Raw genomic sequence first — 23,011 nt, forward strand, 5'->3', positions numbered from 1 at the left:
TACCTGAAAAACCGCGGTGCATTCTTCGCGGGCAAGCCACGCTCCCACAGGATTCCCGTCGCTCAAATTTCTTCGCCACCGGCTCTGCACTTGAACTGGCCTTTCCACCGTCCTGCCCTTCTTCTAACTTCGTTCAGGTTTGCGCACTATATTGGTGCAATAGAGTGCACAGTACTCACATCACAACCCATTTTGGTTCGAAAGTACCCGCGAAAGCTGGCAGAACGCCACGCAAATGAGCGTCAAACGCCTGTTTCAGGCTCTAAACGCTTCTTTTCGGAGCCTTGGTTTGGTTTTTGCATTTTCCCCGTATCGGCGCGTTATTCATGCGCATGCCCTGCTCCAAAAGAGGTCCTGATGACCATTAGCGACGCACTACACCGCTTGCTACTCGACAACCTGACCACCGCCACCATTCTGCTCGACGCCGAACTGCGCCTTGAGTACATGAACCCGGCGGCGGAGATGCTGCTGGCCATCAGCGGCCAGCGTAGCCATGGGCAGTTCATCAGCGAGTTGTTCACCGAGTCCACCGAAGCGCTGAACTCCCTGCGCCAGGCAGTCGAGCAGGCGCACCCGTTCACCAAGCGCGAAGCGATGCTCACCGCCCTCACCGGCCAGACCCTGACCGTCGACTATGCGGTAACGCCGATCCTGAGCAATGGCGCTACGCTGCTGTTGCTGGAGGTTCACCCGCGTGACCGCTTGTTGCGGATCACCAAGGAAGAGGCGCAGCTGTCGAAGCAGGAGACCAGCAAGATGCTGGTACGCGGCCTCGCCCATGAGATCAAAAACCCTCTCGGCGGGATTCGCGGCGCGGCGCAGTTGCTCGCCCGTGAATTGCCGGAAGAAAGCCTGCGCGATTACACCAACGTCATCATTGAAGAAGCCGATCGCCTGCGCAATCTGGTGGATCGCATGCTCGGCTCCAACAAATTGCCGTCATTAGCCATGTGCAACGTCCATGAAGTGCTGGAGCGCGTGGGTCAGTTGGTGGAGGCCGAAAGTCAGGGCTGCATCACTTTGGTGCGCGACTACGACCCAAGCATTCCGGATGTGTTGATTGATCGCGAACAGATGATTCAGGCCGTCCTGAACATCGTGCGCAACGCGATGCAGGCCATCAGCAGCCAGAATGAGCTGCGCCTTGGCCGCATCAGCTTGCGTACCCGCGCCATGCGCCAGTTCACCATCGGCCACGTGCGCCATCGCCTGGTGACCAAGATCGAAATCATCGACAACGGCCCGGGGATCCCCGCCGAGCTACAAGAAACCATCTTCTTCCCCATGGTCAGCGGCCGCCCGGACGGTACCGGGCTCGGCCTGGCCATTACCCAGAACATCATCAGCCAGCACCAGGGCCTGATCGAATGTGACAGCCATCCAGGCCACACCACGTTCTCGATCTTTCTGCCACTGGAACAAGGAGCCACATCGACATGAGCCGTAGTGAAACCGTGTGGATCGTCGATGACGACCGTTCTATCCGTTGGGTCCTGGAAAAAGCCTTGCAGCAGGAAGGCATGACCACGCAAAGCTTCGACAGCGCCGATGGCGTGATGAGCCGCCTGGCGCGCCAGCAGCCGGACGTGATCATCTCCGACATCCGCATGCCGGGTGCCAGCGGTCTGGACCTTCTGGCACGGATTCGCGAACAACACCCGCGGTTGCCGGTGATCATCATGACCGCGCACTCCGACCTGGACAGCGCTGTCGCGTCCTATCAGGGCGGTGCTTTCGAATACCTGCCCAAGCCGTTCGATGTCGACGAAGCGGTTTCACTGGTCAAGCGCGCCAACCAGCACGCTCAGGAACAGCAAGGCCTGGAAGTCCCGGTCGCCCTGACCCGCACCCCGGAAATCATCGGTGAAGCGCCGGCGATGCAGGAAGTGTTTCGCGCCATCGGGCGCTTGAGCCACTCCAACATCACCGTACTGATCAATGGCGAATCCGGTACCGGTAAAGAACTGGTGGCCCACGCGTTGCACCGTCACAGCCCACGGGCTGCCTCGCCGTTCATTGCGTTGAACATGGCGGCGATCCCCAAGGATCTGATGGAGTCCGAACTGTTCGGCCATGAAAAAGGTGCCTTCACTGGCGCGGCCAACCTGCGTCGCGGACGTTTCGAGCAGGCTGATGGCGGCACGCTGTTCCTCGATGAAATCGGCGACATGCCGGCGGATACCCAGACTCGCTTGCTGCGGGTATTGGCGGATGGTGAGTTCTACCGTGTCGGCGGTCATGTGCCGGTGAAGGTCGATGTGCGAATCATCGCCGCGACTCACCAGAATCTGGAAACCCTGGTGCATGCCGGAAAATTCCGTGAGGACTTGTTCCACCGCCTCAACGTGATCCGCATCCACATTCCACGGCTGTCGGACCGTCGCGAAGACATCCCGACCCTGGCCAAGCACTTCCTCAGCCGCGCCGCGCAAGAACTGGCGGTGGAACCGAAGCTGCTGAAAAGCGAAACCGAGGAATACCTGAAGAACCTGCCGTGGCCAGGCAACGTGCGTCAGCTGGAGAATACCTGCCGCTGGATCACTGTGATGGCTTCGGGTCGCGAAGTGCACATCAGCGATCTGCCGCCGGAGCTGCTGAGCCTGCCGCAGGACTCGGCGCCGGTGACCAACTGGGAGCAAGCGTTGCGTCAGTGGGCTGATCAGGCGCTGGCTCGCGGTCAGTCGAGTCTTCTGGACAGTGCCGTGCCGACCTTCGAGCGAATCATGATCGAGACCGCCCTCAAACACACCGCCGGCCGCCGCCGCGACGCTGCCGTTTTGCTGGGTTGGGGACGTAATACCCTGACGCGCAAGATAAAGGAATTGGGGATGAAGGTTGATGGCGGGGATGATGATGAGGGGGATGAGGGTTAAACACCCTTTAGCTCTTCGTTGACCGCAAGATCCAATCGCGGGCAAGCCCGCTCCCACAGGATTTGTGCCAAGCCCGTCTTTTTGTGGCTGACATCAAATCCATGTGGGAGCGGGCTTGCCCGCGATGCTTTTAGGGGCTCAATGCACCGCAGTAAGGCACCATGAACCGCAATCGCGCATAACGCCCTATCCAAAACCCCGCCGTCATCTGCAGAAAAATCCATATCGAAAAAACACAAAAGCCCCGAATGACGGGGCTTTCAGCGCTGCTATACGGCTTTCTGTTGCAACTTGTCAAAAACTGGCACGCCCCCTGCAACAGTCCATTCAGTGATTCAGTTCACTACCCAGTTTCGGGGACCTTGGTACAGGCAGGCCGGGGATTCCCCTCTTTACACCGGGCTCATACCGCAATTGCGACGAGCCCATCCCGTTTTGGGGTCCTTGGTACAGGCAGGCCGGGGATTCCCTCTTTACACCGGGCTCACGACGCAATGCGCGAGCCCTCCCGTTTTGGGGACCTTGGTACAGGCAGGCCGGGGATTCCCTCTTTACACCGGGCTCACGACGCAATGCGCGAGCCCTCCCGTTTTGGGGACCTTGGTACAGGCAGGCCGGGGATTCCCTCTTTTATTGCTCTCGGAGATGGATCTCCAGCCGCCAGCGGTCATCGACCTCGCTACCGGCCCATTCGCCCTGCAGCGGACGGGCCGCCACCACCGTCAGCAACAACCCCCCATCACTCAACCGCGTTCGCCAGTTCACGTCCTTGCCGTTGAGCTTAAGCTGACCTTTTTGCGCCTTGCCTTCAGCCTCGAACAACAGCGCCACGCTGCCGTCAACCAGCTCACCGTGGGTTTTGGGTTCGTTGTTGAACCACACCACCAGCCCATCGTTCGTCACCTCGACTTGCTCTAAAACGCTGGGCTCAGGCGCGGTCAGGCGACCGATCATCAGGCCCACCATCACCCCGACAATCGCCAGCGAAGCCATCACTCGCGGGAATAGTTTCGAACGAGGGTCCTTTGGCGGCGTAGAATGCCCGTCATCTTTACCTTCGGAGCCGTGCATGTTTCACGTCATCCTTTTCCAACCAGAAATTCCGCCGAATACCGGCAACGTTATCAGGCTGTGCGCCAACAGTGGCTGCCACCTGCATTTGATCGAACCGCTGGGCTTCGAGATGGACGACAAGCGTCTGCGTCGGGCCGGCCTCGATTACCATGAGTATGCCACCCTGCAACGACATGCGGACCTCGCCAGCTGCCTGGAAAGCCTCGGTCATCCACGGTTGTTCGCCTTTACCACCAAGGGCTCGCGGCCATTTCACGACGCCAGCTTCGCCGAGGGCGATGCCTTCCTGTTCGGCCCGGAAAGCCGTGGCTTGCCGGCCGAAGTGCTCGACGCCCTGCCCGGCGAACAACGCCTGCGGTTGCCGATGCGCGAAGGCTGTCGCAGCCTGAACCTGTCCAACACCGTGGCCGTCGCCGTGTATGAAGGCTGGCGCCAGCTCGGGTTCAAGTAAGGGACACGCCCCCGTAGGAGCTGCCGAAGGCTGCGATCTTTTGATTTTGATTTTTAAGATCAAAAGATCGCAGCCTTCGGCAGCTCCTACTCGAAGGTTTCGTTTGCTCCATGAAAAAAGCGCCTTCAACGGCGCTTTTTTCATGGAGCAAACGAAGCTTCTTTTTACTGAACGGTTGGAGTCTCGCCAGCCGCCTGCATGCGTTGCAGCTCTTGTGCGTACAGCGCGTCGAAGTTCACCGGGGCCAGCATCAGGGCCGGGAACGAACCGCGGGTCACCAGGCTGTCCAGGGTTTCGCGAGCGTACGGGAACAGGATGTTCGGGCAGAACGCGCCGAGGGTGTGGCTCATCGAAGCATCATCCAGGTTCTTGATCAGGAAGATCCCGGCCTGTTGCACTTCAGCAATGAACGCCACTTCTTCACCGTTTTTCACGGTGACCGACAGAGTCAGCACAACTTCATGGAAGTCGCCTTCCAGAGCCTTCTGGCGAGTGTTCAGATCCAGACCGACGCTCGGCTCCCACTGCTGGCGAAAGATCGCCGGGCTTTTCGGGGCTTCGAAGGACAAGTCACGTACGTAGATGCGCTGCAAGGAGAATTGCGGTGCGGTTTCTTCTTCGCTAGCTGCAGTGTTCTGTTGGTCAGTCATCTCAGATCCTTTCTGATCTCGGGTCTTGTAGGGTTGGCTATTTCAAGTAGGGCAGTCAGGCCTTGAGCATGGCGTCGAGCTTGCCGGCGCGCTCCAGGGCAAACAAATCATCACAGCCGCCAACGTGGGTGTTGCCGATCCAGATCTGTGGCACGGACGTTCGTCCGGCTTTCTGAGCCATCGCGGCACGCACCTGCGGCTTGCCATCGACCTTGATCTCTTCGAAGGCTACGCCTTTGTTCTCGAGCAGGTACTTGGCTCGCGAGCAATAAGGGCAGTAATCGCTGGAATAGACGACGACGTTGTTCATATCACTTCACCAGCGGCAGATTGTCGGCTTTCCAGCTGGAAATACCGCCGGACAGCTTGGCGGCGGTGAAGCCGGACTTCATCAGCTCGCGAGCATGAGTGCCGGCAGTCTGGCCCATGGCGTCGACCAGGATAATAGTCTTGGCCTTGTGCTTTTCCAGTTCGCCGACGCGAGCGGTCAGTTTGTCGTGAGGAATGTTCAACGCGCCAACAATGTGACCGGCGGTGAAATCCTTGATCGGACGGATGTCGATCACCACGCCTGCGTCTTTGTTGACCAGCCCGGTCAGTTCACCGGTGCTCAGGCTGCGGCCGCCGCCTTGCATCTGATAAGCGATCAGCAACGCCAGCAGTACGACGAAGATACCGACGAGCAAATAGTGGTTAGTGGCAAATTCAATCAGGTGAGCAACCATCGAAGGAGGTTCCAGGGCGTTAAAATGTCGGCCAGTATACACAGCCACTATGGTGGGCCAAACCCCGTCCGGCGGTGACGGCGCCGGAACTTAGCTGTAGGACGTGTTGACCCTCAATTGCGAGTCGCGCCGCGCCCCGTAAATCGCAAGACTAGGCATGAGGAGTGAGGTTTGGCGTTTCAAATGAACGACGAATAACGACGGGTTGCGCTTTACGGGGCGTGGCCCTCCGGGTTTGCCCTGTGAGCGCGCCATGCTGCGTTGCAGGACTTGGCAAGGAAACAACCCTTACCCACGTCCCGCGCCTTGCCTGGCACGCTCACAGGGCAAACGCGACTCGCAATTGAGGGTCAACACGTCCTAAACTTGCCACTCCCTTTTCCATCGCCTCTTTTAATTCAGCCACGAGTGGAATCCATGACTACCACGCCTAAACCTTTGGTCCTGATTATTCTCGACGGCTTCGGTCACAGTGAGAGCCCTGAATCCAACGCCATCTATGCGGCGAAGAAGCCCGTACTGGACCGCCTGTGGGCCACCGTGCCGAACGGCCTGATCTCGGGCAGCGGCATGGACGTCGGCTTGCCGGACGGCCAGATGGGCAACTCCGAAGTCGGTCACATGAACCTTGGCGCCGGCCGCGTGGTGTATCAGGACTTCACGCGCGTGACCAAAGCGATCCGCGACGGCGAGTTCTTCGAGAACCCGACCATCTGCGCCGCGGTGGATAAAGCCGTTGCTGCCGGCAAAGCCGTGCACTTCATGGGCCTGCTGTCCGATGGCGGCGTTCACAGCCACCAGGACCACCTGGTCGCCATGGCTGAACTGGCCTACAAGCGCGGCGCCGAAAAAATCTACCTGCACGCCTTCCTTGATGGCCGTGATACGCCACCGAAAAGCGCCCAGTCGTCGATCGAGTTGCTGGACGCGACCTTCGAAGCCCTCGGCAAAGGCCGGATCGCCAGCATCATTGGCCGCTACTACGCCATGGACCGCGACAACCGTTGGGACCGCGTATCCCAGGCTTACAACCTGATTGTCGATGGCAACAGCGAATTCAATGCCGCCACTGCACAGGAAGGCCTGCAAGCCGCTTACGAACGTGGCGAAAGCGACGAATTCGTCAAAGCCACCAGCATCGGTGAGCCAGTGAAAGTCGAAGACGGCGACGCCGTAGTCTTCATGAACTTCCGCGCCGACCGCGCCCGCGAACTGACCCGCGTGTTCGTCGAAGACGATTTCAAGGAATTCGAACGTGCTCGCCAACCTGCGCTTGCCGGTTTCGTCATGCTGACCCAATACGCCGCCAGCATCCCCGCGCCGTCGGCCTTCGCCGCAAGCAGCCTGGACAACGTGCTGGGCGATTACGTGGCGAAAAACGGCAAGACGCAGCTGCGCATCGCCGAAACAGAGAAGTACGCCCACGTGACTTTCTTCTTCTCTGGCGGTCGCGAAGAACCGTTCCCGGGCGAAGAACGCATCCTGATCCCGTCGCCGAAAGTCGCCACCTATGACTTGCAGCCCGAGATGAGTGCCCCGGAAGTCACCGATCGCATCGTCGATGCTATTGAAAACCAGCGTTACGACGTGATCGTGGTCAACTACGCCAACGGCGACATGGTCGGCCATAGCGGTGTATTCGACGCGGCGGTCAAAGCAGTTGAATGCCTGGACCTGTGCGTCGGCCGCATCGTCGATGCGCTGGAAAAAGTCGGCGGCGAAGCCCTGATTACCGCCGACCATGGCAACGTCGAGCAAATGTCCGACGAAACCACCGGCCAGGCGCACACTGCGCATACCACCGAGCCGGTGCCGTTCATCTATGTCGGCAAGCGTGATCTCAAGGTGCGTGATGGCGGCGTGCTGGCGGATGTCGCGCCGACCATGCTGATGTTGCTGGGGCTTGAGAAACCGGCGGAGATGACCGGGACTTCGATTCTGGTGTAATCCGGTCGCTCAAACGCCGTCAACCCTGTGGGAGCGGGCTTGCTCGTGAATGCGGAGTATCAGTCGACATCAAAGTTGCCTGACACATCGCTTTCGCGAGCAAGCCCGCTCCCACATTGGTTTTCCGGTGATTTCAACACCGATTCAGCTCCAGTTATCACACAGCCCCAATTGGGCATTTTTTTTGCTGCGCTTGGCGGGCATACTAGGCCGTCCCTTTCCCTGGTGCCGCCCGCCTCTATGCTTCGCGTCCTGATAGCCCTTGCCCTGACTTGCCTGCTTCAACCGGCCTTTGCCGACGAGCGCACGCAAACCCAACAACAGTTGGACGCCACGCGTCAGGACATTGCCGAGCTGAAGAAACTGCTGGGTAAACTCCAGGAAGAAAAATCCGGGGTGCAGAAAGACCTCAAGGGCACCGAAACCGAGATGGGCAAGCTCGAGAAGCAGGTCGAAGCCCTGCAAAAAGAGCTGAAGAAAAGCGAATCCGAGCTACAGCGACTCGATGCTGAGAAAAAAAAACTCCAGAGCGCGCGCATTGAACAGCAACGACTGATCGCCATCCAGGCCCGCGCGGCCTATCAGAATGGCCGCCAGGAGTACCTCAAGCTGCTGCTCAACCAGCAGAACCCGGAAAAATTCGCCCGCACCCTCACCTATTACGACTACCTGAGCCAGGCCCGCCTGGAGCAGCTGAAGAATTTCAACGAAACCCTGCGCCAACTGGCCAATGTCGAAAAAGACATCACCATGCAGCAGGCGCAATTGCTGGTGCAGAAAAGCAGCCTCGACAGCCAGCGCGACGAACTCGACAAGGTCCGCAAGGAGCGCCAGCAAGTCCTGGCCAAACTCAGCGACGACGTGAAGGCCCGCGATCAGAAACTGGCGGCGCGCGAGCAGGATCAGGCAGATCTGTCTAAAGTCCTTAAAACCATTGAAGAAACCCTGGCCCGCCAGGCCCGAGAGGCAGAAGAGGCGCGGCAAAAAGCGCTGATCGCCCAGCAGGAAGCCGAAAAAAAGCGTTTACGTGAGGCTCAGGCTGAAGCAGATGCCACTGACGCCCCACGCAAAACCGTTAAATCGACACCCGGTGCACTGGTTTCAAGTTCAGGCGAAACCTTTGGCGGCCCCTTTGCTTCCTCCCGCGGCAAACTTCCATGGCCGGTTGATGGTCGACTGCTGGCGCGCTTCGGTGAAAGCCGTGGCGACGATGCCCGCTCCAAATGGGACGGCGTGATGATCAGCGCCTCCGCCGGCAGCCAGGTGCATGCCGTTCACGGCGGCCGCGTGGTGTTTGCCGATTGGTTGCGAGGCGCCGGGTTGCTGGTGATCCTCGACCACGGCAACGGTTTTTTGAGTCTTTACGGTCACAACCAGACGCTGCTCAAGTCTGCGGGTGACGTGGTAAAAGCCGGTGAGTCCATCTCCACTGTCGGTAACAGTGGCGGACAGGACACACCAGCACTGTATTTCGCTATTCGTCAGCAGGGTCACCCGAGTGATCCGGCGCAATGGTGTCGTGCGCAAGGATAAGTACGCCATCTACTTCAGGAGTTCGTTCGACATGCTGTATTTGTCCCGCCTTACCTCGCTGGCCCTGACGATTGCCCTGGTGATCGGCGCACCGTTGGCGTTTGCCGCTGAGCCTGCCCCGGCGGTCGCACCTGCAGGCACCGCTGCGACCACCAAGGCGCCATTGCCGCTGGACGAGTTGCGCACCTTTGCCGAAGTCATGGACCGGATCAAGGCAGCCTATGTAGAGCCGGTGGACGACAAGACCCTGCTGGAAAACGCCATTAAAGGCATGCTCAGCAACCTCGACCCGCACTCTGCGTACCTGGGCCCGGAAGACTTCGCTGAATTGCAGGAAAGCACCAGCGGCGAATTCGGCGGCCTGGGCATCGAAGTCGGCGCCGAAGACGGTTTCATCAAGGTAGTTTCACCCATCGATGACACCCCAGCCTCCAAGGCCGGCATTCAGGCCGGCGACTTCATCGTCAAGATCAACGGCCAGCCGACTCGCGGCCAAAGCATGACCGAAGCCGTGGACAAGATGCGCGGCAAGATCGGCCAGAAGATCACCCTGACCCTGGTACGCGACGGCGGCGCGCCGTTCGACGTGACCCTGGTCCGCGCCATCATTCAAGTGAAGAGCGTGAAGAGTCAGCTACTGGAGTCCGGCTACGGCTACATCCGCATCACCCAGTTCCAGGTCAAGACCGGCGAAGAGGTCTCCAAGGCTCTGGCGAAGTTGCGCAAAGACAACGGCAAGAAGCTCAGCGGTATGGTCCTCGACCTGCGTAATAACCCGGGCGGTGTGCTGCAATCGGCGGTGGAAGTGGTCGACCACTTCATCACCAAGGGCCTGATCGTGTACACCAAGGGCCGCATCGCCAACTCCGAACTGCGCTTCTCCGCCACCGGCAAGGACGAAAGCGAAGCCGTGCCGCTGGTCGTGCTGATCAACGGCGGCAGCGCCTCGGCCTCGGAAATTGTCGCCGGCGCCCTGCAGGATCAGAAACGCGCGGTCGTCATGGGCACCACCAGTTTCGGCAAAGGCTCGGTCCAGACCGTGTTGCCGCTGAACAACGAGCGCGCACTGAAAATCACCACGGCGCTGTACTACACGCCGAACGGCCGCTCGATTCAGGCGCAAGGTATCGTCCCGGACATCGAAGTGCGCAAAGCCAAGATCACCAACGAGCAGGACGGCGAATACTTCAAGGAAGCCGACTTGCAAGGTCACCTGGGCAATGGCAACGGCGGCGCCGACAAACCGACCGGTTCCAGTGGCAAAGCCAAGGCCATGCCACAGGATGACGATTATCAGTTGGCCCAGGCCCTGAGCCTGCTCAAAGGGCTGAGCATCACCTCCGGCCGCTGAGATGCGCCTGCGGTTGCTCCTTGGTCTGCTGTGCTGTCTGGCGGGTGTCGCTCACGCGGCGCCTGCCACAACAGCGGCCACACCTCACAAGGCTTATCTGAGCCTGATCATCGATGACCTGGGGCAGAACCTGCTCCAGGATCGCCGTGTGCTGGCGCTGCCCGGCCCGGTCACCGCGGCAATCATGCCTGACACTCCCCACGCCACCGAGTTCGCCCGCGAAGCCCATCGCGCCGGCAAGATCGTCATCCTGCACATGCCCATGGCCCCGGCCACCGGGCCGTTTGCCTGGCATCCCGAATTACCTATCGAAGAACTCGAGAAGCGCTTGAACGCAGCGTTCAAGGCTGTGCCGTATACCGCTGGCATCAACAACCACATGGGCAGCCGCATGACCGCGCAGCAACCGGCCATGGCCTGGCTGATGGCGGACTTGCAGCGTCGGCACAAATTCTTCGTCGACAGCCGCACCAGCGCGCAAACCGTGGCCGCCGCCGAGGCGCAGAAGATCGGTTTGGCGAGCGTTTCGCGGGATGTGTTCCTGGATGACGAGCCCACTGAAGCCGCAATTTTTACTCAGCTACAGACGGCTATCAGCCTGGCGCACAAACAGGGTTCTGCGGTGATGATCGGGCATCCGTATCCGCAGACATTGGCGGTGCTTGAACGTGAATTGCCCAAGCTCAAGGCTCAGGGCATTGACTGGATCGATATCCAACAGATGATCAGCGTGCGCGGCAATCGTGCAACGGCAGCGCACGGCAAGGATGGCCAGTACCACCTCCCGACTGCCCGGTAATTCCTCGCAGCCCACTCCATTTCGCGATAACTATTTATACCTGTCGGCACACAGACGCGTGCCACGATAGCGCTCACCCCGAATTTCATCACCAAGGAATGGACATGAAATATCTCAGCTTCTTTTGCTTCGCCGGCGTGATTGGCCTGCTGGCTATTTCCGCCGTGCAGGCCCGCGACCTGGGCGAAGACGCCGTCAACGATTCACCGTCAAGAGCCCTGCAAAACAGCGAACATTTTTATGAGATCTGGAGCGGCGTGGGACGACTCAGCCTCCAATCGGGCGAGACCTGCAGCGCCGTTCTACTGGACACGCGTAACAGACAAGGCCAAGCCACTGGTCCTGCTTACCTGCTCACCAGCGGTCATTGCGTGTTCTTTGAGTACGGTTCGGCGCGGACCAATCTGCCTTTGAAAGCCAGCGTCACCTTCCACTACTTTCATGACGTGCCACAGCGCAAACGCCAATACGCCATCCGAACTGCCCGATGGAGCAGCCTGGTCGGGACCGATCTTGCAGTACTCGAAGTCGACGCGACATTGGCGTCGCTGATACAGGCCGGGGTCAACCCGCTCAAGCTGGCGTCCCATCAAACCTACGAGAGTCAGGATGCGCTTAACATTGGCGCGCCGGGCGGCTTTACCGAACAGGGGCTTCGATTGAGCGCCTGCGCCGAACAAACCGCCGGAACATTCGTCGATCACCCCGGGGTGTTCCCTTTGGCCATGAAAAACAGCTGCGACCTTTACGCTGGCAGCTCCGGTAGCCCGATGCTGAATCGCCGCACCAACGAAATTACCGGCATCGTCAGTAAAGTCGTGGCCTCCCGCAATACCCCATCGCCGCCCGACTGTGAGCACTCGATGTCTTGCAAGGCCGCCCGTTTTAACTACAGCTACTCGGCCAACTTTCTGCACAAGTGCTTTATTGACGGGGTCTTCAACGGCGATGGGGCGGACTGTTCGTTGGAGCCGGTCGAGCTGACTGTCGCGGAGCCCTGGAAGCTCAAGTCATACGTTCATAGAACGCAAAATGCGGATGGGCAGATCGTATTGCCTACCTGGGATTTCAGGTTTTCCCTTGAGGCGCCCTTCTATCGCTATAAAACGGTCCATAACGCCAGGGACTGCAAGGCCCCCGACAATTACAGCGCCGCCACCAGCGCTGAAGATGCTTACATCAATACTGAAATCGGGCCACAAAGCGGCGCACATGCACTGTGCATTATCGGCGTCGCCTCAAGGGAGCAGCAGCTGACAAGGGCGACGTTGAATAACGTGTTTACAAGTGCCGTGTACTTGAGCGCGACGCCGGACACTACGCTTCAGACCACATCGAGATGATTGCTACAAATACCGCCCCATGATGTCGTCCACCACGCCTTCCTTGCGCAGCTGATCCAACGCTGCCTGAAGCTTGGCCACGACGTCATCCGGAACGTCTTTATTCAGCGCCAGGTACAACTCGGCGCTGTTGAAGCGCAGCACGGTCTTGAGCCCGCTCACGCCTTCCTGGCGCGCCAGATAGCGGCCTGCCGGGTCACCAGTGGCCCACAGGTCGATCTGGCCGTTGACCAGTTTTTTTGCGTTGTCTTGATCGCGCAGCACAACAATCGGTTTCAAACCTTGCTTGGCCAGTGTCTCGGCAATTGCATCGCCCTTGTAGGCGCCAATTTTGTATTTGCGCGCCTGCTCCAGTGACTCGAGGGTGATCTTGCTATCGGCCTTGGCCAGCAGGATCCAGTCGTCCGGGCCGATAGGGCCGACCCACTTGAAGAGTTTCTCGCGGTCCGGTAACCGCGCCATCACGAACACGCCATAACCAGGCTTTTCCAGGGCGAGCTTGTAGATTCGCTCCCAAGGGAAACGCAGCGTCAGGCTGTAAGTGATGTCGGCGCGTTTGAACATCTCACGGACGATGTCCACGGCAATGCCATTGATGTTCTCGTCCTGAGCGAAATTCTTGCCATTCTTCGCCATGTTGTACGGCGGGAAGTTTTCCGTCAGCAACACCAGACCGGTGCCGGGATTTTCTTCGGCGTGGGCTCCGCTGATGAGCAACAGAGAAGCGCTGGCGAGGACAAGAAGAAGACGTTTAAGCATGTCGGGCTACCGGAATCCATGGCGTGCCCAAGAGTGCCTTGAGCCCGCCATGCTGTCCACTGGCCTGTACTGTTTAGCGCATCACGATGCCGCGATGAGCCATGTAGGCCTTGGCTTCCTGCACGGTGTATTCGCCGAAGTGGAAAATACTCGCCGCCAGCACCGCGCTGGCGTGGCCTTCAAGGATGCCGTCGGCCAAGTGCTGCAAGTTGCCAACACCGCCGGACGCGATCACCGGAATCCCCAGCGCATCGCTGATGGCGCGGGTGACGCCCAGGTCGAAGCCGTTTTTCATGCCGTCCTGGTCCATGCTGGTCAACAGGATTTCACCGGCACCCAGGCCTTCCATCTTCTTCGCCCACTCAACGGCGTCGAGGCCGGTTGGCTTGCGACCACCGTGGGTGAAGATTTCCCAGCGCGGGGTTTCGCCCGGACCGGAAACCTTCTTCGCGTCGATGGCGACGACGATGCATTGCGACCCGAAATGCTGGGCCGCTTCGCCGACGAATTCCGGATTGAACACCGCAGCGGTGTTGATCGAGACCTTGTCCGCGCCAGCATTGAGCAAGTTGCGAATGTCCTGCACGGTACGCACACCGCCACCCACGGTCAGCGGAATGAACACCTGGCTGGCCATGCGTTCGACGGTGTGCAGCGTGGTGTCGCGACCGTCGACGCTGGCGGTGATGTCGAGAAAGGTAATCTCGTCGGCACCTTGCTCGTCGTAACGACGGGCGATTTCCACCGGGTCGCCGGCGTCGCGAATATTCTCGAACTTGACGCCCTTGACCACCCGGCCGTTATCCACGTCCAGGCAAGGGATGATGCGTTTGGCCAGCGCCATGGTGAGTCCTCAGCCTTTGTACGAATCGCAGAAAGCTTGCGCTTCAGCGACATCGAGGGTGCCTTCGTAAATCGCCCGGCCGGTGATGGCGCCGATGATGCCTGGCGCCTTGGCGTCGAGCAGCGACTTGATGTCACCCAGATTGTGGATACCGCCGGAAGCGATCACCGGAATCTTCGTCGCCGCGGCCAGGGCGGCGGTGTACGAAACGTTGCAGCCCTGCATCATGCCGTCTTTGGCGATGTCGGTATAAACGATCGCGGACACGCCGTCGGCTTCGAATTGCTTGGCCAGGTCAATCACCTGAATGGTGCTGATTTCAGCCCAGCCGTCGGTGGCGACAAAACCGTCTTTGGCATCCAGACCGACGATCACCTTGCCTGGGAACGCACGGCAGGCTTCAGCAACGAAAGCCGGATCTTTCACGGCTTTGGTACCGATGATCACGTAGCTCACGCCCGCTTTCACGTAGTGTTCGATGGTTTCCAGGGAGCGGATACCGCCGCCGATCTGAATCGGCAGGTTCGGGTAGCGCTTGGCGATGGCGGTGACCACTTCGCCGTTGACCGGCTGGCCTTCGAAAGCACCGTTCAGGTCGACCAGATGCAGACGGCGGCAACCGCCTTCCACCCACTTGGCAGCCATGCTCACCGGGTCATCGGAGAACACCGTGGAATCTTCCATGCGGCCCTGGCGCAGACGAACACAGGCACCGTCTTTGAGATCGATAGCGGGAATAATCAGCATCTGGCAAACCTTCAAATTCGAGTATTCAGCTTCGCTCGGAAATCAGTTTTTCTCGAGCGCCCACAGGTCGCTTTCGATGCTTTCGAACCTCTCTTTGAGGTGCGTCTGCACATCGAAAATCGCCCTGTTGTAATAGTGCGGAGCAATTTCGCGGGTAAACAGCTCAAGGATTTCAGCCGCTTCGAACGAACCCAGGTCCAGTTCGAAGCGATCCTCCATGAAGCGTTTGATCTTGTGATTGGCCTCGTTCTCCTGTTCGGGAGTGAGGGTCAGGATCGGCAGCTTCTTCTTGACGGCCATTTACCAGCGACCATCCCACGCAGCGAAGTTCTGCAGCAATTGCAGGCCATGGGTATGGCTCTTCTCCGGGTGGAACTGCACGGCGAAACGCGAGCCATCGGCCAGCGCTGCGGCGAAATCGACACCGTAGTGACCGCTGCCCACCACCTGCCGCGCATTGCCGGCAGCAATGTAGTAGCTGTGCACGAAGTAGAAACGCGCCAAGTCCGGAATGTCGTGCCACAGCGGGTGACTCACCGTCTGCCTCACTTCGTTCCAGCCCATGTGCGGGACTTTCAGGTGTTCGCCGTCTTCATGCAGGTCTTTGCCGAAAAACTTCACCGCGCCCGGAAACAGGCCAATGCAATCGACGCCGTCGTTCTCTTCGCTGTGGTCGAGCAAAGCTTGCATGCCCACGCAGATGCCAAGGAACGGACGGTCCTGGCTGACTTCACGCACCAGCGAGTCGAAGCCCAGGCGACGGATCTCCGCCATGCAATCGCGAATCGCACCGACGCCGGGAAATACCACGCGATCGGCTTCGCGAATCACATCGGCATCGCTGGTGATCAGCACTTTGCCGGCACCGACGTGCTCGAGGGCCTTGGCCACCGAGTGCAGGTTGCCCATGCCGTAATCGATAACCGCGACCGTCTGCATTACAGAACGCCTTTGGTCGACGGCATCTGACCGGCCATGCGGTCATCCAGCTCCACAGCCATGCGCAGGGCGCGGCCGAAAGCCTTGAACACGGTTTCGATCTGGTGGTGGGTGTTGGTGCCACGCAGGTTGTCGATGTGCAGGCTGACAAGGGCGTGGTTGACGAAGCCCTGGAAGAATTCCTGGAACAGGTCAACATCGAAACCGCCGACGGTAGCGCGGGTATAAGGAACATGCATCTGCAGGCCAGGGCGGCCGGAGAAGTCGATCACCACGCGCGACAGCGCTTCATCGAGCGGCACGTAGGCATGGCCGTAGCGACGGATGCCTTTCTTGTCGCCGATGGCTTTGGCGAAGGCCTGACCCAAAGTGATACCGACGTCTTCCACCGTGTGGTGGTCGTCGATATGCAGGTCGCCCTTGCTGACAATATCCAGGTCGATCAGCCCGTGACGGGCGATCTGGTCCAGCATGTGCTCAAGAAAAGGTACACCGATATCAAATCGGGCCTTTCCGGTGCCATCCAGGTTGATCGAGGCTTTGATCTGGGTTTCCAGAGTGTCGCGCTCGACAGACGCCATACGTTCGGCCATCACCAGCTCCGCAAAAATCATTGGGGCGAAAAAGGCAGCCATTATAGGGTCGCGGGCGCTAAACAGAAACACGAGAGGTGATATCACTGACGGAGTGAATCCCTTGCTGTCGGGGATAGACATGTCAGTACAAGCAAAAGATCGCAGCCTCCGGCAGCTCCTACACCGACCGCGTCCACACAATGTGATGTGAACGCTGACCGTAGGAGCTGCCGAAGGCTGCGATCTTTTCGGGCATAAAACCAATGTGCCTGATACAACACATGCCAGGCACAAAGCGTCTCTTAGTGGAACAGCACTGCGGTTTTCTGCAGCGTCACCCAAACACCCCATGCCAACGGAATGCCCACCACCAGCCACGCAGCCACCGCCAATGGCTTGGTGCCCGCATCCGCTTTCCACTCCAGCACGGTGCTGGCGTCAGCACCTTTGTCGTGGCCCAGCGCCTGCTCGGCGGCCAGTTCAGCGTCGGTCATGAAGTACTTGTCGGCCACCGGGCGAACCATCAGGTTGCACAGGAAACCCAGCACCAGCAGGCCCGCGAGGATGTACAGGGTGATGTCGTAAGCCGCGGCACGTTCAACGCCGATGCTCAGCTGATATTCACGCAGGTAGTTCACCAACACCGGCCCCAACACACCCGCCGCCGCCCACGCGGTCAGCAGACGACCGTGGATCGCGCCGACCATTTGCGTACCGAACAAGTCAGCCAGGTAAGCCGGCACCGTCGCAAAACCACCGCCGTACATCGACAGAATGATGCAGAACGCCGCCACGAACAGCGCAACGCTGCCCAAGTGACCGAGGTTCGGGATCAGCGCGTACAGCGCGAAACCGAGGGCGAAGAACACGAAATAAGTGTTTTTGCGACCCAGGTAGTCCGAGAACGAAGCCCAGAAGAACCGGCCACCGATGTTGAACAGGCTCAGCAAACCGGTGAAACCGGCCGCAATCGCTGCGATCGAGGCCAGTTGCCCGGCATCCAGCTGACCAAACGTCTGGTCGGTGCCCAGCAATTTACCGGCGAAAACTTCCTGCAGCAGCGGCGAAGCCATGCCGAGGATGCCGATGCCCGCCGAAACGTTCAGGCACAGCACCAGCCACACCAGACGGAATTGCGGGGTCTTCCACGCCACATTCACGTGGACGTGACGGTGAGTGATCATCGAGTTCGACGCTTTTTTCGCCGGAGCAGTCCAGCCTTCGGGCTTCCAGCCGGTTGGCGGAACGCGGTAGGACAGTGCGCCACCGATCATGAACACGAAATAGATCGCAGCCATTACCAGGAAGCTCTGCCATACGCCCACGCTGGTTGGCGAAGCGAAGTGACCCATCAGCGCTGCAGCCAGTGGAGCACCTACCATCGCGCCACCGCCGAAGCCCATGATCGCCATGCCTGTGGCCATGCCGCGCTTGTCCGGGAACCACTTGATCAGGGTCGAGACCGGCGAGATGTAACCCAGCCCCAAGCCGATACCACCAATGACCCCGGAGCCGATCCACATCAGCCAGATCTGGTGGGTATAGACCCCCAGCGCCGAAATCAGCAGACCACCACACCAGCACAGTGCCGACACAACACCGGCCTTGCGCGGACCTGCGTGTTCCAGCCAGCCGCCCCAGATCGCTGCCGAGCAGCCCAGGAAGATGAAGAACAGGGTGTAGATCCAGCCGAGCATCGAGATTGGCCAGTCGCATTGAGACGAAAAGACCTGAGCGATGAAGCTCATGTCCGGCGCACAAGTCACGGCCTTGGTGACGCCCAGGGCTTTGGACAATGGCAACCAGAACACAGAAAAGCCGTAGGCCATGCCGATGCACAGGTGGATGGCCAGAGCGGCCGGTGGTACCAGCCAACGGTTAAAACCGGGCTTGGCGATGATGCGTTCCTTGGACAGGAACGCGGGCTGATCGGCAAAGCCGTCCGCCGTGATGCTCGTAGTCATGGTGTTTCCCCCAATTATTAGTATTGTTCGCCAGCCGTACTTCACCCCCAGCCTTAATGCACGCAGGCATGACTGTTTTTTAGGTGAAGCTCCATTTTGGTGCGACATCACGCCGCAGAAGGGACGGACGAACGGGCAGAGGTTACCATTTGCACGTGACAGAAAAACCAAACTGATATCACCTTTTGTATGTCATCTGTTCTCGTACAACCGTAAGAACATGTATTCATACGTAGGAGCTGCCGAAGTCTGCGATCTTTTGATCTTTTGCAACGTGAACAGAAGATCAAAAGATCGCAGCCTGCGGCAGCTCCTATGGGACCAGATTAGCTTTCAAGGGAGACACCATGCCGATCGTTGTCGAGCTGCTGAACCAAGCCACTTATCAGGATCAGCAAGATCTGCAGAAGATCTACCGCGACGCCCCGGACTGGCTGTTTGCGCCATTTACAGGGGAGATGCATCTGATCGAAGACTGCCTGCAGGACGGTTCGCTGATCGCCGGACGCTTCAACGATCGGTTGTTGGGTGCGGCACGTCTGCAACGGCACCACGACGTCTGGCATTTGTCCCATTTATGCGTACGAAAAATCACCCGTCGTCGTGGGGTTGCCGAGCGCATGGTGAACGAAGCGCAGAAAATGGCGTCGCAATCAGGCGCGACATTGCGGCTGTTGGCGCCTGCCGGGCACCTCGAAGCTCAAGCGCTGGCGGCTAAGCTGAAGGTGCCGCTGGATGAGCTCCCGATGTGATCGCTGACCGGTCAGCCACTTCGGAGCGCTATACTCCCCGGCTAAATTTCGAATTCGACTAATACAAGGACTCGCCCATGAAAGCGTTCGGCAAAATCCTGGGTCTGGTACTTCTCGGGCTGTTGCTGATCATTGTGGCGCTGGGCTTTGCCCTGACCCACCTCTTCGATCCCAACGACTATAAAGACGAGATTCGCCAGATTGCCCGCGACAAGGCCCACATCGAGCTGACGCTCAATGGCGATATCGGCTGGAGCCTGTTTCCCTGGCTGGGCCTGGAATTGCATGAAGCCAGTGTTGCAACCCTGGCCAAGCCTGCCGAACCGTTCGCAGACTTGCAGATGCTCGGCCTGTCGGTCCGCGTGATTCCGCTGCTGCGCCGCGAAGTGCAGATGAGCGATGTGCGCGTCGAAGGCCTGAATCTGCGCCTGAATCGCGACAAGAACGGCCACGGCAACTGGGAAGACATCGGCAAGGCCCCGGCGCCAGCCACCCCGAGTACTCCGGCCACGCCGCCCGCCGCCACCGGCGAACCTGCACCAACCACTACCGCTCAGGCAGAAAAACCGGCTCAGCCGATCCGCCTGGACATCGACAGCCTGACCGTCAACAACGCCCGCGTTGAGTACAGCGACGAGAGAACCGGCAAGCAGTTCAGCGCCGAAAGCATCCAGCTCAGTACTGGCCCGGTACATGACTCGACCAACATCCCGGTCAAACTCACCGCATTTCTCGGCACCAACCAACCGGTTCTGCGAGTACGAACCGAGCTGGCCGGCGAGTTGCGTTTCGAGCGTGCACTGCAGCGCTACAAATTCGAAGACATGAAACTCTCCGGTGAAGTCGCTGGCGATCCACTGCAAGGCAAGACCATGACCTTCGCCGCTCAAGGTCAGTTGCTGCTGGACAGGGCTGCCAACGTCGCCGAATGGACCGGCATCAAGATCTCCGCCAACCAGCTGCGCGCCTTGGGTGAACTGAAGGCCAACGACCTCGACAAGACCCCGCAAATCAGCGGTGGCCTGTCGATTGCCCAGTTCGATCTGGCGAAATTCGTCGACAGCATCGGCCAGAAACTCCCGGCGATGGCCGAAGGCAGCCTGAGCAAAGTCGAACTGGCCAGCCAGGTTGCCGCCACGCCGACCAGCCTGTCCCTCGACAACCTCAACCTGAAACTCGACGACAGCACTTTCAGCGGCCGCATCGCTGTCGAGGACTTCGCCAAGCAATCGCTGCGCGTGAACCTCAAGGGTGACACTTTCAGCGTCGATCGTTACTTGCCGCCAAAATCCGCCGAAGCCAACAGCGCGAAGCAGGTGCGTCAGGCCGAAGTGGCCAGCACCGAGAGCGAGGCGATGGCTGGTGCAGGCAGTTCACCGCTGCCGCCCTCACCGACCAAAGGCCCGTGGAGCACCGAGCGTCTGTTGCCGGTGGAACGCCTGAGCAAACTCGACGTGAACGCCGACCTGACTTTCGGCCAGCTGACCCTCGACAAACTGCCGATTCAGAATGCGGCACTCAAGGCCACAGGCCAAGGCGGCCTGCTGACGCTGGAGAACCTGCGCGGCGACCTGTACGACGGCAACTTCGAAGCCAAAGGTACCCTGGACGTGCGCCAGCAAGTGCCGGCGCTGAACATGCAGACGCGCATCAGCAAAGTGCCTGTAGAAAAAATCCTCGAAAGCCAAGGGAAAAATCCACCGGTCCAAGGCCTGGTTACCCTCGATAGCGCGCTGACCAGCAGCGGCAATAGCCAGAGCGTGCTGATCGACAACCTCAACGGCAATGCCAGTTTCGTCATCAACAATGGCGTTCTGCTCAATGCCAACCTTGAGCAGCAACTGTGCAAAGGCATCGCCACCCTGAATCGCAAAACCCTCACGGGCGAGCCACGGGGCAAGGACACACCGTTCGAAGAGCTCAAGGGCAACCTGACCTTCCACAACGGCGTGGCCAGTAACCCCGACCTGAAAGTGCGCATTCCGGGCATGACCGTCAACGGTAACGGCGACATCGACCTGCGGGTGCTGGGCATGGATTACCGCGTCGGCGTGATCGTCGAAGGCGACAAGAGCGACATGCCGGACCCGGCCTGTCAGGTCAGCGAGCGCTTCATCGGCATCGAGTGGCCACTGCGCTGCCGTGGCCCGCTGGAGCTGGGTGCCAAGGCTTGCCGCGTCGACAATGAACGCATGGGACAAGTCGCGAGCAAACTGGCCGGTGAGCGGATCAGCGAAAAAATCGACGAGAAGCTTGGCGATAAAGTCAGCCCGGAACTGAAAAACGCGCTCAAGGGGCTGTTCAAGCGATGAGAGCCGAGCAGTTTTCAACGGCGGTGCTGGACTGGTACGACCGCCACGGCCGCCACGATTTGCCTTGGCAGCAGGGCATCACCCCTTACCGGGTGTGGGTCTCGGAAATCATGCTGCAGCAGACCCAGGTCAGCACCGTGCTGAATTACTTCGACCGTTTCATGGCTTCGCTGCCAACGGTCGAAGCCCTGGCCGCCGCGCCGGAAGACGAAGTGCTGCACCTGTGGACCGGCCTCGGTTACTACACCCGCGCGCGCAACTTGCAGAAGACCGCGAAGATTGTCGTTGCCGAATATGGCGGCGAGTTTCCCCGTGATGTGGAAAAACTCACCGATCTGCCGGGTATCGGCCTGTCCACCGCTGGCGCGATTGCCAGCCTGAGCATGGGCCTGCGGGCGCCGATCCTCGATGGCAACGTCAAACGGGTGCTGGCGCGCTTTACCGCGCAAGAGGGTTATCCGGGCGAGCCCAAGGTTGCCAAACAGCTGTGGGCCAACGCTGAGCGCTTCACGCCACATGATCGGGTCAACGCCTACACCCAGGCGATGATGGATCTGGGCGCCACGCTCTGCACCCGCAGCAAACCGAGCTGTCTGCTTTGTCCGCTGGAAAAGGGCTGCGAGGCGCACATGCTTGGCCTGGAAACCCGCTACCCGATCCCCAAGCCACGCAAAGCCGTGCCACAGAAGCGCACGCTGATGCCGATGCTCGCCAATGGCGAAGGGGCGATTCTGCTTTACCGTCGCCCTTCCATGGGCCTGTGGGGCGGTCTCTGGAGCCTGCCGGAACTCGACGACCTCGATGACCTGCAACATCTGGCTTCACAGCATTCGCTGGAACTGGGCAACCAACAGGCACTGCCGAGCCTGGTACACACCTTCAGCCACTTTCAGTTATCCATCGAACCCTGGCTGGTTCAGGTTCAGGAGGCCGGTCATCACGTGGCCGAGGCCGACTGGCTCTGGTATAACCTCGCCACCCCGCCGCGCCTGGGCCTTGCCGCCCCGGTCAAAACCTTGCTCGAACGCGCGGCCGCCGTATTGAACGCAGGAGAGTCGTCATGACCCGCACCATCATGTGCCGCAAGTACAAAGAAGAATTACCCGCCCTGGAGCGCGCTCCATTTCCGGGTGCAAAAGGTCAGGACATTTTTGACCACGTCTCGGCCAAGGCCTGGGCCGACTGGCAAAAACACCAGACCCTGCTGATCAACGAAAAACGCCTGAACATGATGAACGCCGAAGACCGCAAATATCTTCAAGGCGAGATGGACAAGTTCTTTTCCGGCGAGGAATACGCCAAGGCCGAAGGCTACGTTCCGCCCGCTGAATAATCCCGTTTTTTCGGGGGTCGGATCGTAAGCGACGGTA

The 23,011-nt window shown here is 59.5% G+C and carries 23 protein-coding genes; 12 read left to right on the top strand and 11 right to left on the bottom strand.

Annotated elements, in window-relative coordinates:
• Window positions 1–357: 357 nt before the first annotated feature.
• Window positions 358–1,443, top strand: coding sequence for a nitrogen regulation protein NR(II) (glnL, locus tag F6R97_RS12725; protein WP_038978561.1), 1,086 nt, complete (start codon window positions 358–360; stop codon window positions 1,441–1,443).
• Entirely contained in the window at window positions 1,440–2,876 is a 1,437-nt protein-coding gene (ntrC, locus tag F6R97_RS12730; RefSeq protein ID WP_038978560.1) for a nitrogen regulation protein NR(I), read from the top strand. The genes glnL and ntrC overlap by 4 nt, the downstream gene beginning before the upstream one ends.
• A gap of 630 nt (window positions 2,877–3,506) precedes the next feature.
• Here the strand turns inward: ntrC and F6R97_RS12735 are convergent.
• Window positions 3,507–3,947 carry a hypothetical protein gene (locus tag F6R97_RS12735; protein ID WP_038978559.1) on the bottom strand — a complete coding sequence of 147 codons (441 nt, stop codon included), beginning with the start codon at window positions 3,945–3,947 and terminating at the stop codon, window positions 3,507–3,509.
• Here F6R97_RS12735 and F6R97_RS12740 point away from each other — a divergent pair.
• Window positions 3,946–4,401, top strand: a complete 456-nt coding sequence (locus F6R97_RS12740) for a tRNA (cytidine(34)-2'-O)-methyltransferase (protein WP_007949025.1) — start codon at window positions 3,946–3,948, stop codon at window positions 4,399–4,401. The two genes, F6R97_RS12735 and F6R97_RS12740, sit on opposite strands and share 2 nt — an antisense overlap.
• A gap of 164 nt (window positions 4,402–4,565) precedes the next feature.
• Here the strand turns inward: F6R97_RS12740 and secB are convergent, their stop codons facing one another.
• From secB to F6R97_RS12755, 3 genes are read right to left on the bottom strand one after another with little or no spacing between them, the layout of a single operon-like run.
• Window positions 4,566–5,051, bottom strand: a complete 486-nt coding sequence (gene secB, locus F6R97_RS12745) for a protein-export chaperone SecB (RefSeq protein ID WP_007897410.1) — start codon at window positions 5,049–5,051, stop codon at window positions 4,566–4,568.
• A 55-nt stretch (window positions 5,052–5,106) separates the two neighbouring features.
• The gene (gene grxC, locus F6R97_RS12750; RefSeq protein ID WP_018929204.1) at window positions 5,107–5,361 is read right to left on the bottom strand and encodes a glutaredoxin 3; all 255 of its coding nucleotides are present in this window, start codon (window positions 5,359–5,361) and stop codon (window positions 5,107–5,109) included.
• Between the two features lies 1 nt (window position 5,362).
• Window positions 5,363–5,776, bottom strand: coding sequence for a rhodanese-like domain-containing protein (locus F6R97_RS12755; protein WP_038978558.1), 414 nt, complete (start codon window positions 5,774–5,776; stop codon window positions 5,363–5,365).
• Window positions 5,777–6,193: 417 nt separating this feature from the next.
• On the opposite strand from F6R97_RS12755, the gene gpmI reads away from it, so the two are divergent.
• The 5 genes from gpmI (at window position 6,194) to F6R97_RS12780 (ending at window position 12,749) form a co-directional block, all read left to right on the top strand.
• Window positions 6,194–7,723: a 2,3-bisphosphoglycerate-independent phosphoglycerate mutase gene (gpmI, locus tag F6R97_RS12760; protein ID WP_315866631.1), complete on the top strand. Its 1,530-nt coding sequence runs from the start codon at window positions 6,194–6,196 to the stop codon at window positions 7,721–7,723.
• 240 nt (window positions 7,724–7,963) lie between these two features.
• Complete coding sequence (locus F6R97_RS12765) at window positions 7,964–9,256, top strand: murein hydrolase activator EnvC (protein WP_315866632.1); 1,293 nt, start codon at window positions 7,964–7,966, stop codon at window positions 9,254–9,256.
• 31 nt (window positions 9,257–9,287) lie between these two features.
• Window positions 9,288–10,607, top strand: a complete 1,320-nt coding sequence (locus tag F6R97_RS12770) for a S41 family peptidase (RefSeq protein ID WP_038978555.1) — start codon at window positions 9,288–9,290, stop codon at window positions 10,605–10,607.
• A gap of 1 nt (window position 10,608) precedes the next feature.
• Complete coding sequence (locus F6R97_RS12775; RefSeq protein ID WP_315866633.1) at window positions 10,609–11,406, top strand: divergent polysaccharide deacetylase family protein; 798 nt, start codon at window positions 10,609–10,611, stop codon at window positions 11,404–11,406.
• A 98-nt stretch (window positions 11,407–11,504) separates the two neighbouring features.
• Window positions 11,505–12,749 (top strand): trypsin-like serine peptidase, encoded by a 1,245-nt coding sequence (locus F6R97_RS12780; RefSeq protein WP_315866634.1) that lies wholly within the window; start codon window positions 11,505–11,507, stop codon window positions 12,747–12,749.
• A gap of 3 nt (window positions 12,750–12,752) precedes the next feature.
• Here F6R97_RS12780 and F6R97_RS12785 read toward each other — a convergent pair whose 3' ends face one another.
• The 7 genes from F6R97_RS12785 to F6R97_RS12815 all read right to left on the bottom strand — a co-directional run bounded on the left by F6R97_RS12785 (window position 12,753) and on the right by F6R97_RS12815 (window position 18,577).
• Window positions 12,753–13,508 carry a substrate-binding periplasmic protein gene (locus F6R97_RS12785; RefSeq protein WP_038978552.1) on the bottom strand — a complete coding sequence of 252 codons (756 nt, stop codon included), beginning with the start codon at window positions 13,506–13,508 and terminating at the stop codon, window positions 12,753–12,755.
• 73 nt (window positions 13,509–13,581) lie between these two features.
• Window positions 13,582–14,352: an imidazole glycerol phosphate synthase subunit HisF gene (gene hisF, locus F6R97_RS12790; RefSeq protein ID WP_007897430.1), complete on the bottom strand. Its 771-nt coding sequence runs from the start codon at window positions 14,350–14,352 to the stop codon at window positions 13,582–13,584.
• Between the two features lie 9 nt (window positions 14,353–14,361).
• Window positions 14,362–15,099, bottom strand: a complete 738-nt coding sequence (gene hisA / locus F6R97_RS12795; protein WP_007897434.1) for a 1-(5-phosphoribosyl)-5-[(5-phosphoribosylamino)methylideneamino]imidazole-4-carboxamide isomerase — start codon at window positions 15,097–15,099, stop codon at window positions 14,362–14,364.
• A 42-nt stretch (window positions 15,100–15,141) separates the two neighbouring features.
• Window positions 15,142–15,399 (bottom strand): DUF2164 domain-containing protein, encoded by a 258-nt coding sequence (locus F6R97_RS12800; RefSeq protein ID WP_048396050.1) that lies wholly within the window; start codon window positions 15,397–15,399, stop codon window positions 15,142–15,144.
• Window positions 15,400–16,038 (bottom strand): imidazole glycerol phosphate synthase subunit HisH, encoded by a 639-nt coding sequence (gene hisH / locus F6R97_RS12805; protein ID WP_038978551.1) that lies wholly within the window; start codon window positions 16,036–16,038, stop codon window positions 15,400–15,402.
• Window positions 16,038–16,631 carry an imidazoleglycerol-phosphate dehydratase HisB gene (gene hisB / locus F6R97_RS12810; RefSeq protein WP_007897437.1) on the bottom strand — a complete coding sequence of 198 codons (594 nt, stop codon included), beginning with the start codon at window positions 16,629–16,631 and terminating at the stop codon, window positions 16,038–16,040. Before hisB ends, hisH begins: the two co-directional genes overlap by 1 nt.
• 284 nt (window positions 16,632–16,915) lie before the next feature.
• On the bottom strand, window positions 16,916–18,577 hold the full coding sequence (locus F6R97_RS12815; RefSeq protein WP_052962820.1) for an OFA family MFS transporter: 1,662 nt from the start codon (window positions 18,575–18,577) through the stop codon (window positions 16,916–16,918).
• A gap of 347 nt (window positions 18,578–18,924) precedes the next feature.
• Between F6R97_RS12815 and F6R97_RS12820 the strand changes: the two genes are divergently transcribed.
• From F6R97_RS12820 to F6R97_RS12835, 4 genes are all read left to right on the top strand, one after another.
• Complete coding sequence (locus tag F6R97_RS12820) at window positions 18,925–19,329, top strand: acetyl-CoA sensor PanZ family protein (protein ID WP_038978549.1); 405 nt, start codon at window positions 18,925–18,927, stop codon at window positions 19,327–19,329.
• Between the two features lie 77 nt (window positions 19,330–19,406).
• Window positions 19,407–21,641, top strand: a complete 2,235-nt coding sequence (locus F6R97_RS12825) for an AsmA family protein (protein WP_038978548.1) — start codon at window positions 19,407–19,409, stop codon at window positions 21,639–21,641.
• Window positions 21,638–22,705, top strand: coding sequence for an A/G-specific adenine glycosylase (mutY, locus tag F6R97_RS12830; RefSeq protein WP_038978547.1), 1,068 nt, complete (start codon window positions 21,638–21,640; stop codon window positions 22,703–22,705). Before F6R97_RS12825 ends, mutY begins: the two co-directional genes overlap by 4 nt.
• Complete coding sequence (locus tag F6R97_RS12835) at window positions 22,702–22,974, top strand: oxidative damage protection protein (RefSeq protein WP_007897448.1); 273 nt, start codon at window positions 22,702–22,704, stop codon at window positions 22,972–22,974. The genes mutY and F6R97_RS12835 overlap by 4 nt, the downstream gene beginning before the upstream one ends.
• Window positions 22,975–23,011 lie beyond the last annotated feature (37 nt).

This window comes from Pseudomonas sp. JV414 (assembly GCF_032424305.1).
In the GTDB taxonomy this organism is placed as follows: Bacteria; Pseudomonadota; Gammaproteobacteria; order Pseudomonadales; family Pseudomonadaceae; genus Aquipseudomonas; species Aquipseudomonas lini.

Coding starts and splice junctions, on each gene's coding strand:
- glnL (WP_038978561.1), top strand. CDS start 358: ATGACCATTAGCGACGCACTACACCGCTTGCTACTCGACAACCTGACC.
- ntrC (WP_038978560.1), top strand. CDS start 1,440: ATGAGCCGTAGTGAAACCGTGTGGATCGTCGATGACGACCGTTCTATC.
- F6R97_RS12740 (WP_007949025.1), top strand. CDS start 3,946: ATGTTTCACGTCATCCTTTTCCAACCAGAAATTCCGCCGAATACCGGC.
- F6R97_RS12735 (WP_038978559.1), bottom strand. CDS start 3,947: ATGCACGGCTCCGAAGGTAAAGATGACGGGCATTCTACGCCGCCAAAG.
- secB (WP_007897410.1), bottom strand. CDS start 5,051: ATGACTGACCAACAGAACACTGCAGCTAGCGAAGAAGAAACCGCACCG.
- grxC (WP_018929204.1), bottom strand. CDS start 5,361: ATGAACAACGTCGTCGTCTATTCCAGCGATTACTGCCCTTATTGCTCG.
- F6R97_RS12755 (WP_038978558.1), bottom strand. CDS start 5,776: ATGGTTGCTCACCTGATTGAATTTGCCACTAACCACTATTTGCTCGTC.
- gpmI (WP_315866631.1), top strand. CDS start 6,194: ATGACTACCACGCCTAAACCTTTGGTCCTGATTATTCTCGACGGCTTC.
- F6R97_RS12765 (WP_315866632.1), top strand. CDS start 7,964: ATGCTTCGCGTCCTGATAGCCCTTGCCCTGACTTGCCTGCTTCAACCG.
- F6R97_RS12770 (WP_038978555.1), top strand. CDS start 9,288: ATGCTGTATTTGTCCCGCCTTACCTCGCTGGCCCTGACGATTGCCCTG.
- F6R97_RS12775 (WP_315866633.1), top strand. CDS start 10,609: ATGCGCCTGCGGTTGCTCCTTGGTCTGCTGTGCTGTCTGGCGGGTGTC.
- F6R97_RS12780 (WP_315866634.1), top strand. CDS start 11,505: ATGGACATGAAATATCTCAGCTTCTTTTGCTTCGCCGGCGTGATTGGC.
- F6R97_RS12785 (WP_038978552.1), bottom strand. CDS start 13,508: ATGCTTAAACGTCTTCTTCTTGTCCTCGCCAGCGCTTCTCTGTTGCTC.
- hisF (WP_007897430.1), bottom strand. CDS start 14,352: ATGGCGCTGGCCAAACGCATCATCCCTTGCCTGGACGTGGATAACGGC.
- hisA (WP_007897434.1), bottom strand. CDS start 15,099: ATGCTGATTATTCCCGCTATCGATCTCAAAGACGGTGCCTGTGTTCGT.
- F6R97_RS12800 (WP_048396050.1), bottom strand. CDS start 15,399: ATGGCCGTCAAGAAGAAGCTGCCGATCCTGACCCTCACTCCCGAACAG.
- hisH (WP_038978551.1), bottom strand. CDS start 16,038: ATGCAGACGGTCGCGGTTATCGATTACGGCATGGGCAACCTGCACTCG.
- hisB (WP_007897437.1), bottom strand. CDS start 16,631: ATGGCCGAACGTATGGCGTCTGTCGAGCGCGACACTCTGGAAACCCAG.
- F6R97_RS12815 (WP_052962820.1), bottom strand. CDS start 18,577: ATGACTACGAGCATCACGGCGGACGGCTTTGCCGATCAGCCCGCGTTC.
- F6R97_RS12820 (WP_038978549.1), top strand. CDS start 18,925: ATGCCGATCGTTGTCGAGCTGCTGAACCAAGCCACTTATCAGGATCAG.
- F6R97_RS12825 (WP_038978548.1), top strand. CDS start 19,407: ATGAAAGCGTTCGGCAAAATCCTGGGTCTGGTACTTCTCGGGCTGTTG.
- mutY (WP_038978547.1), top strand. CDS start 21,638: ATGAGAGCCGAGCAGTTTTCAACGGCGGTGCTGGACTGGTACGACCGC.
- F6R97_RS12835 (WP_007897448.1), top strand. CDS start 22,702: ATGACCCGCACCATCATGTGCCGCAAGTACAAAGAAGAATTACCCGCC.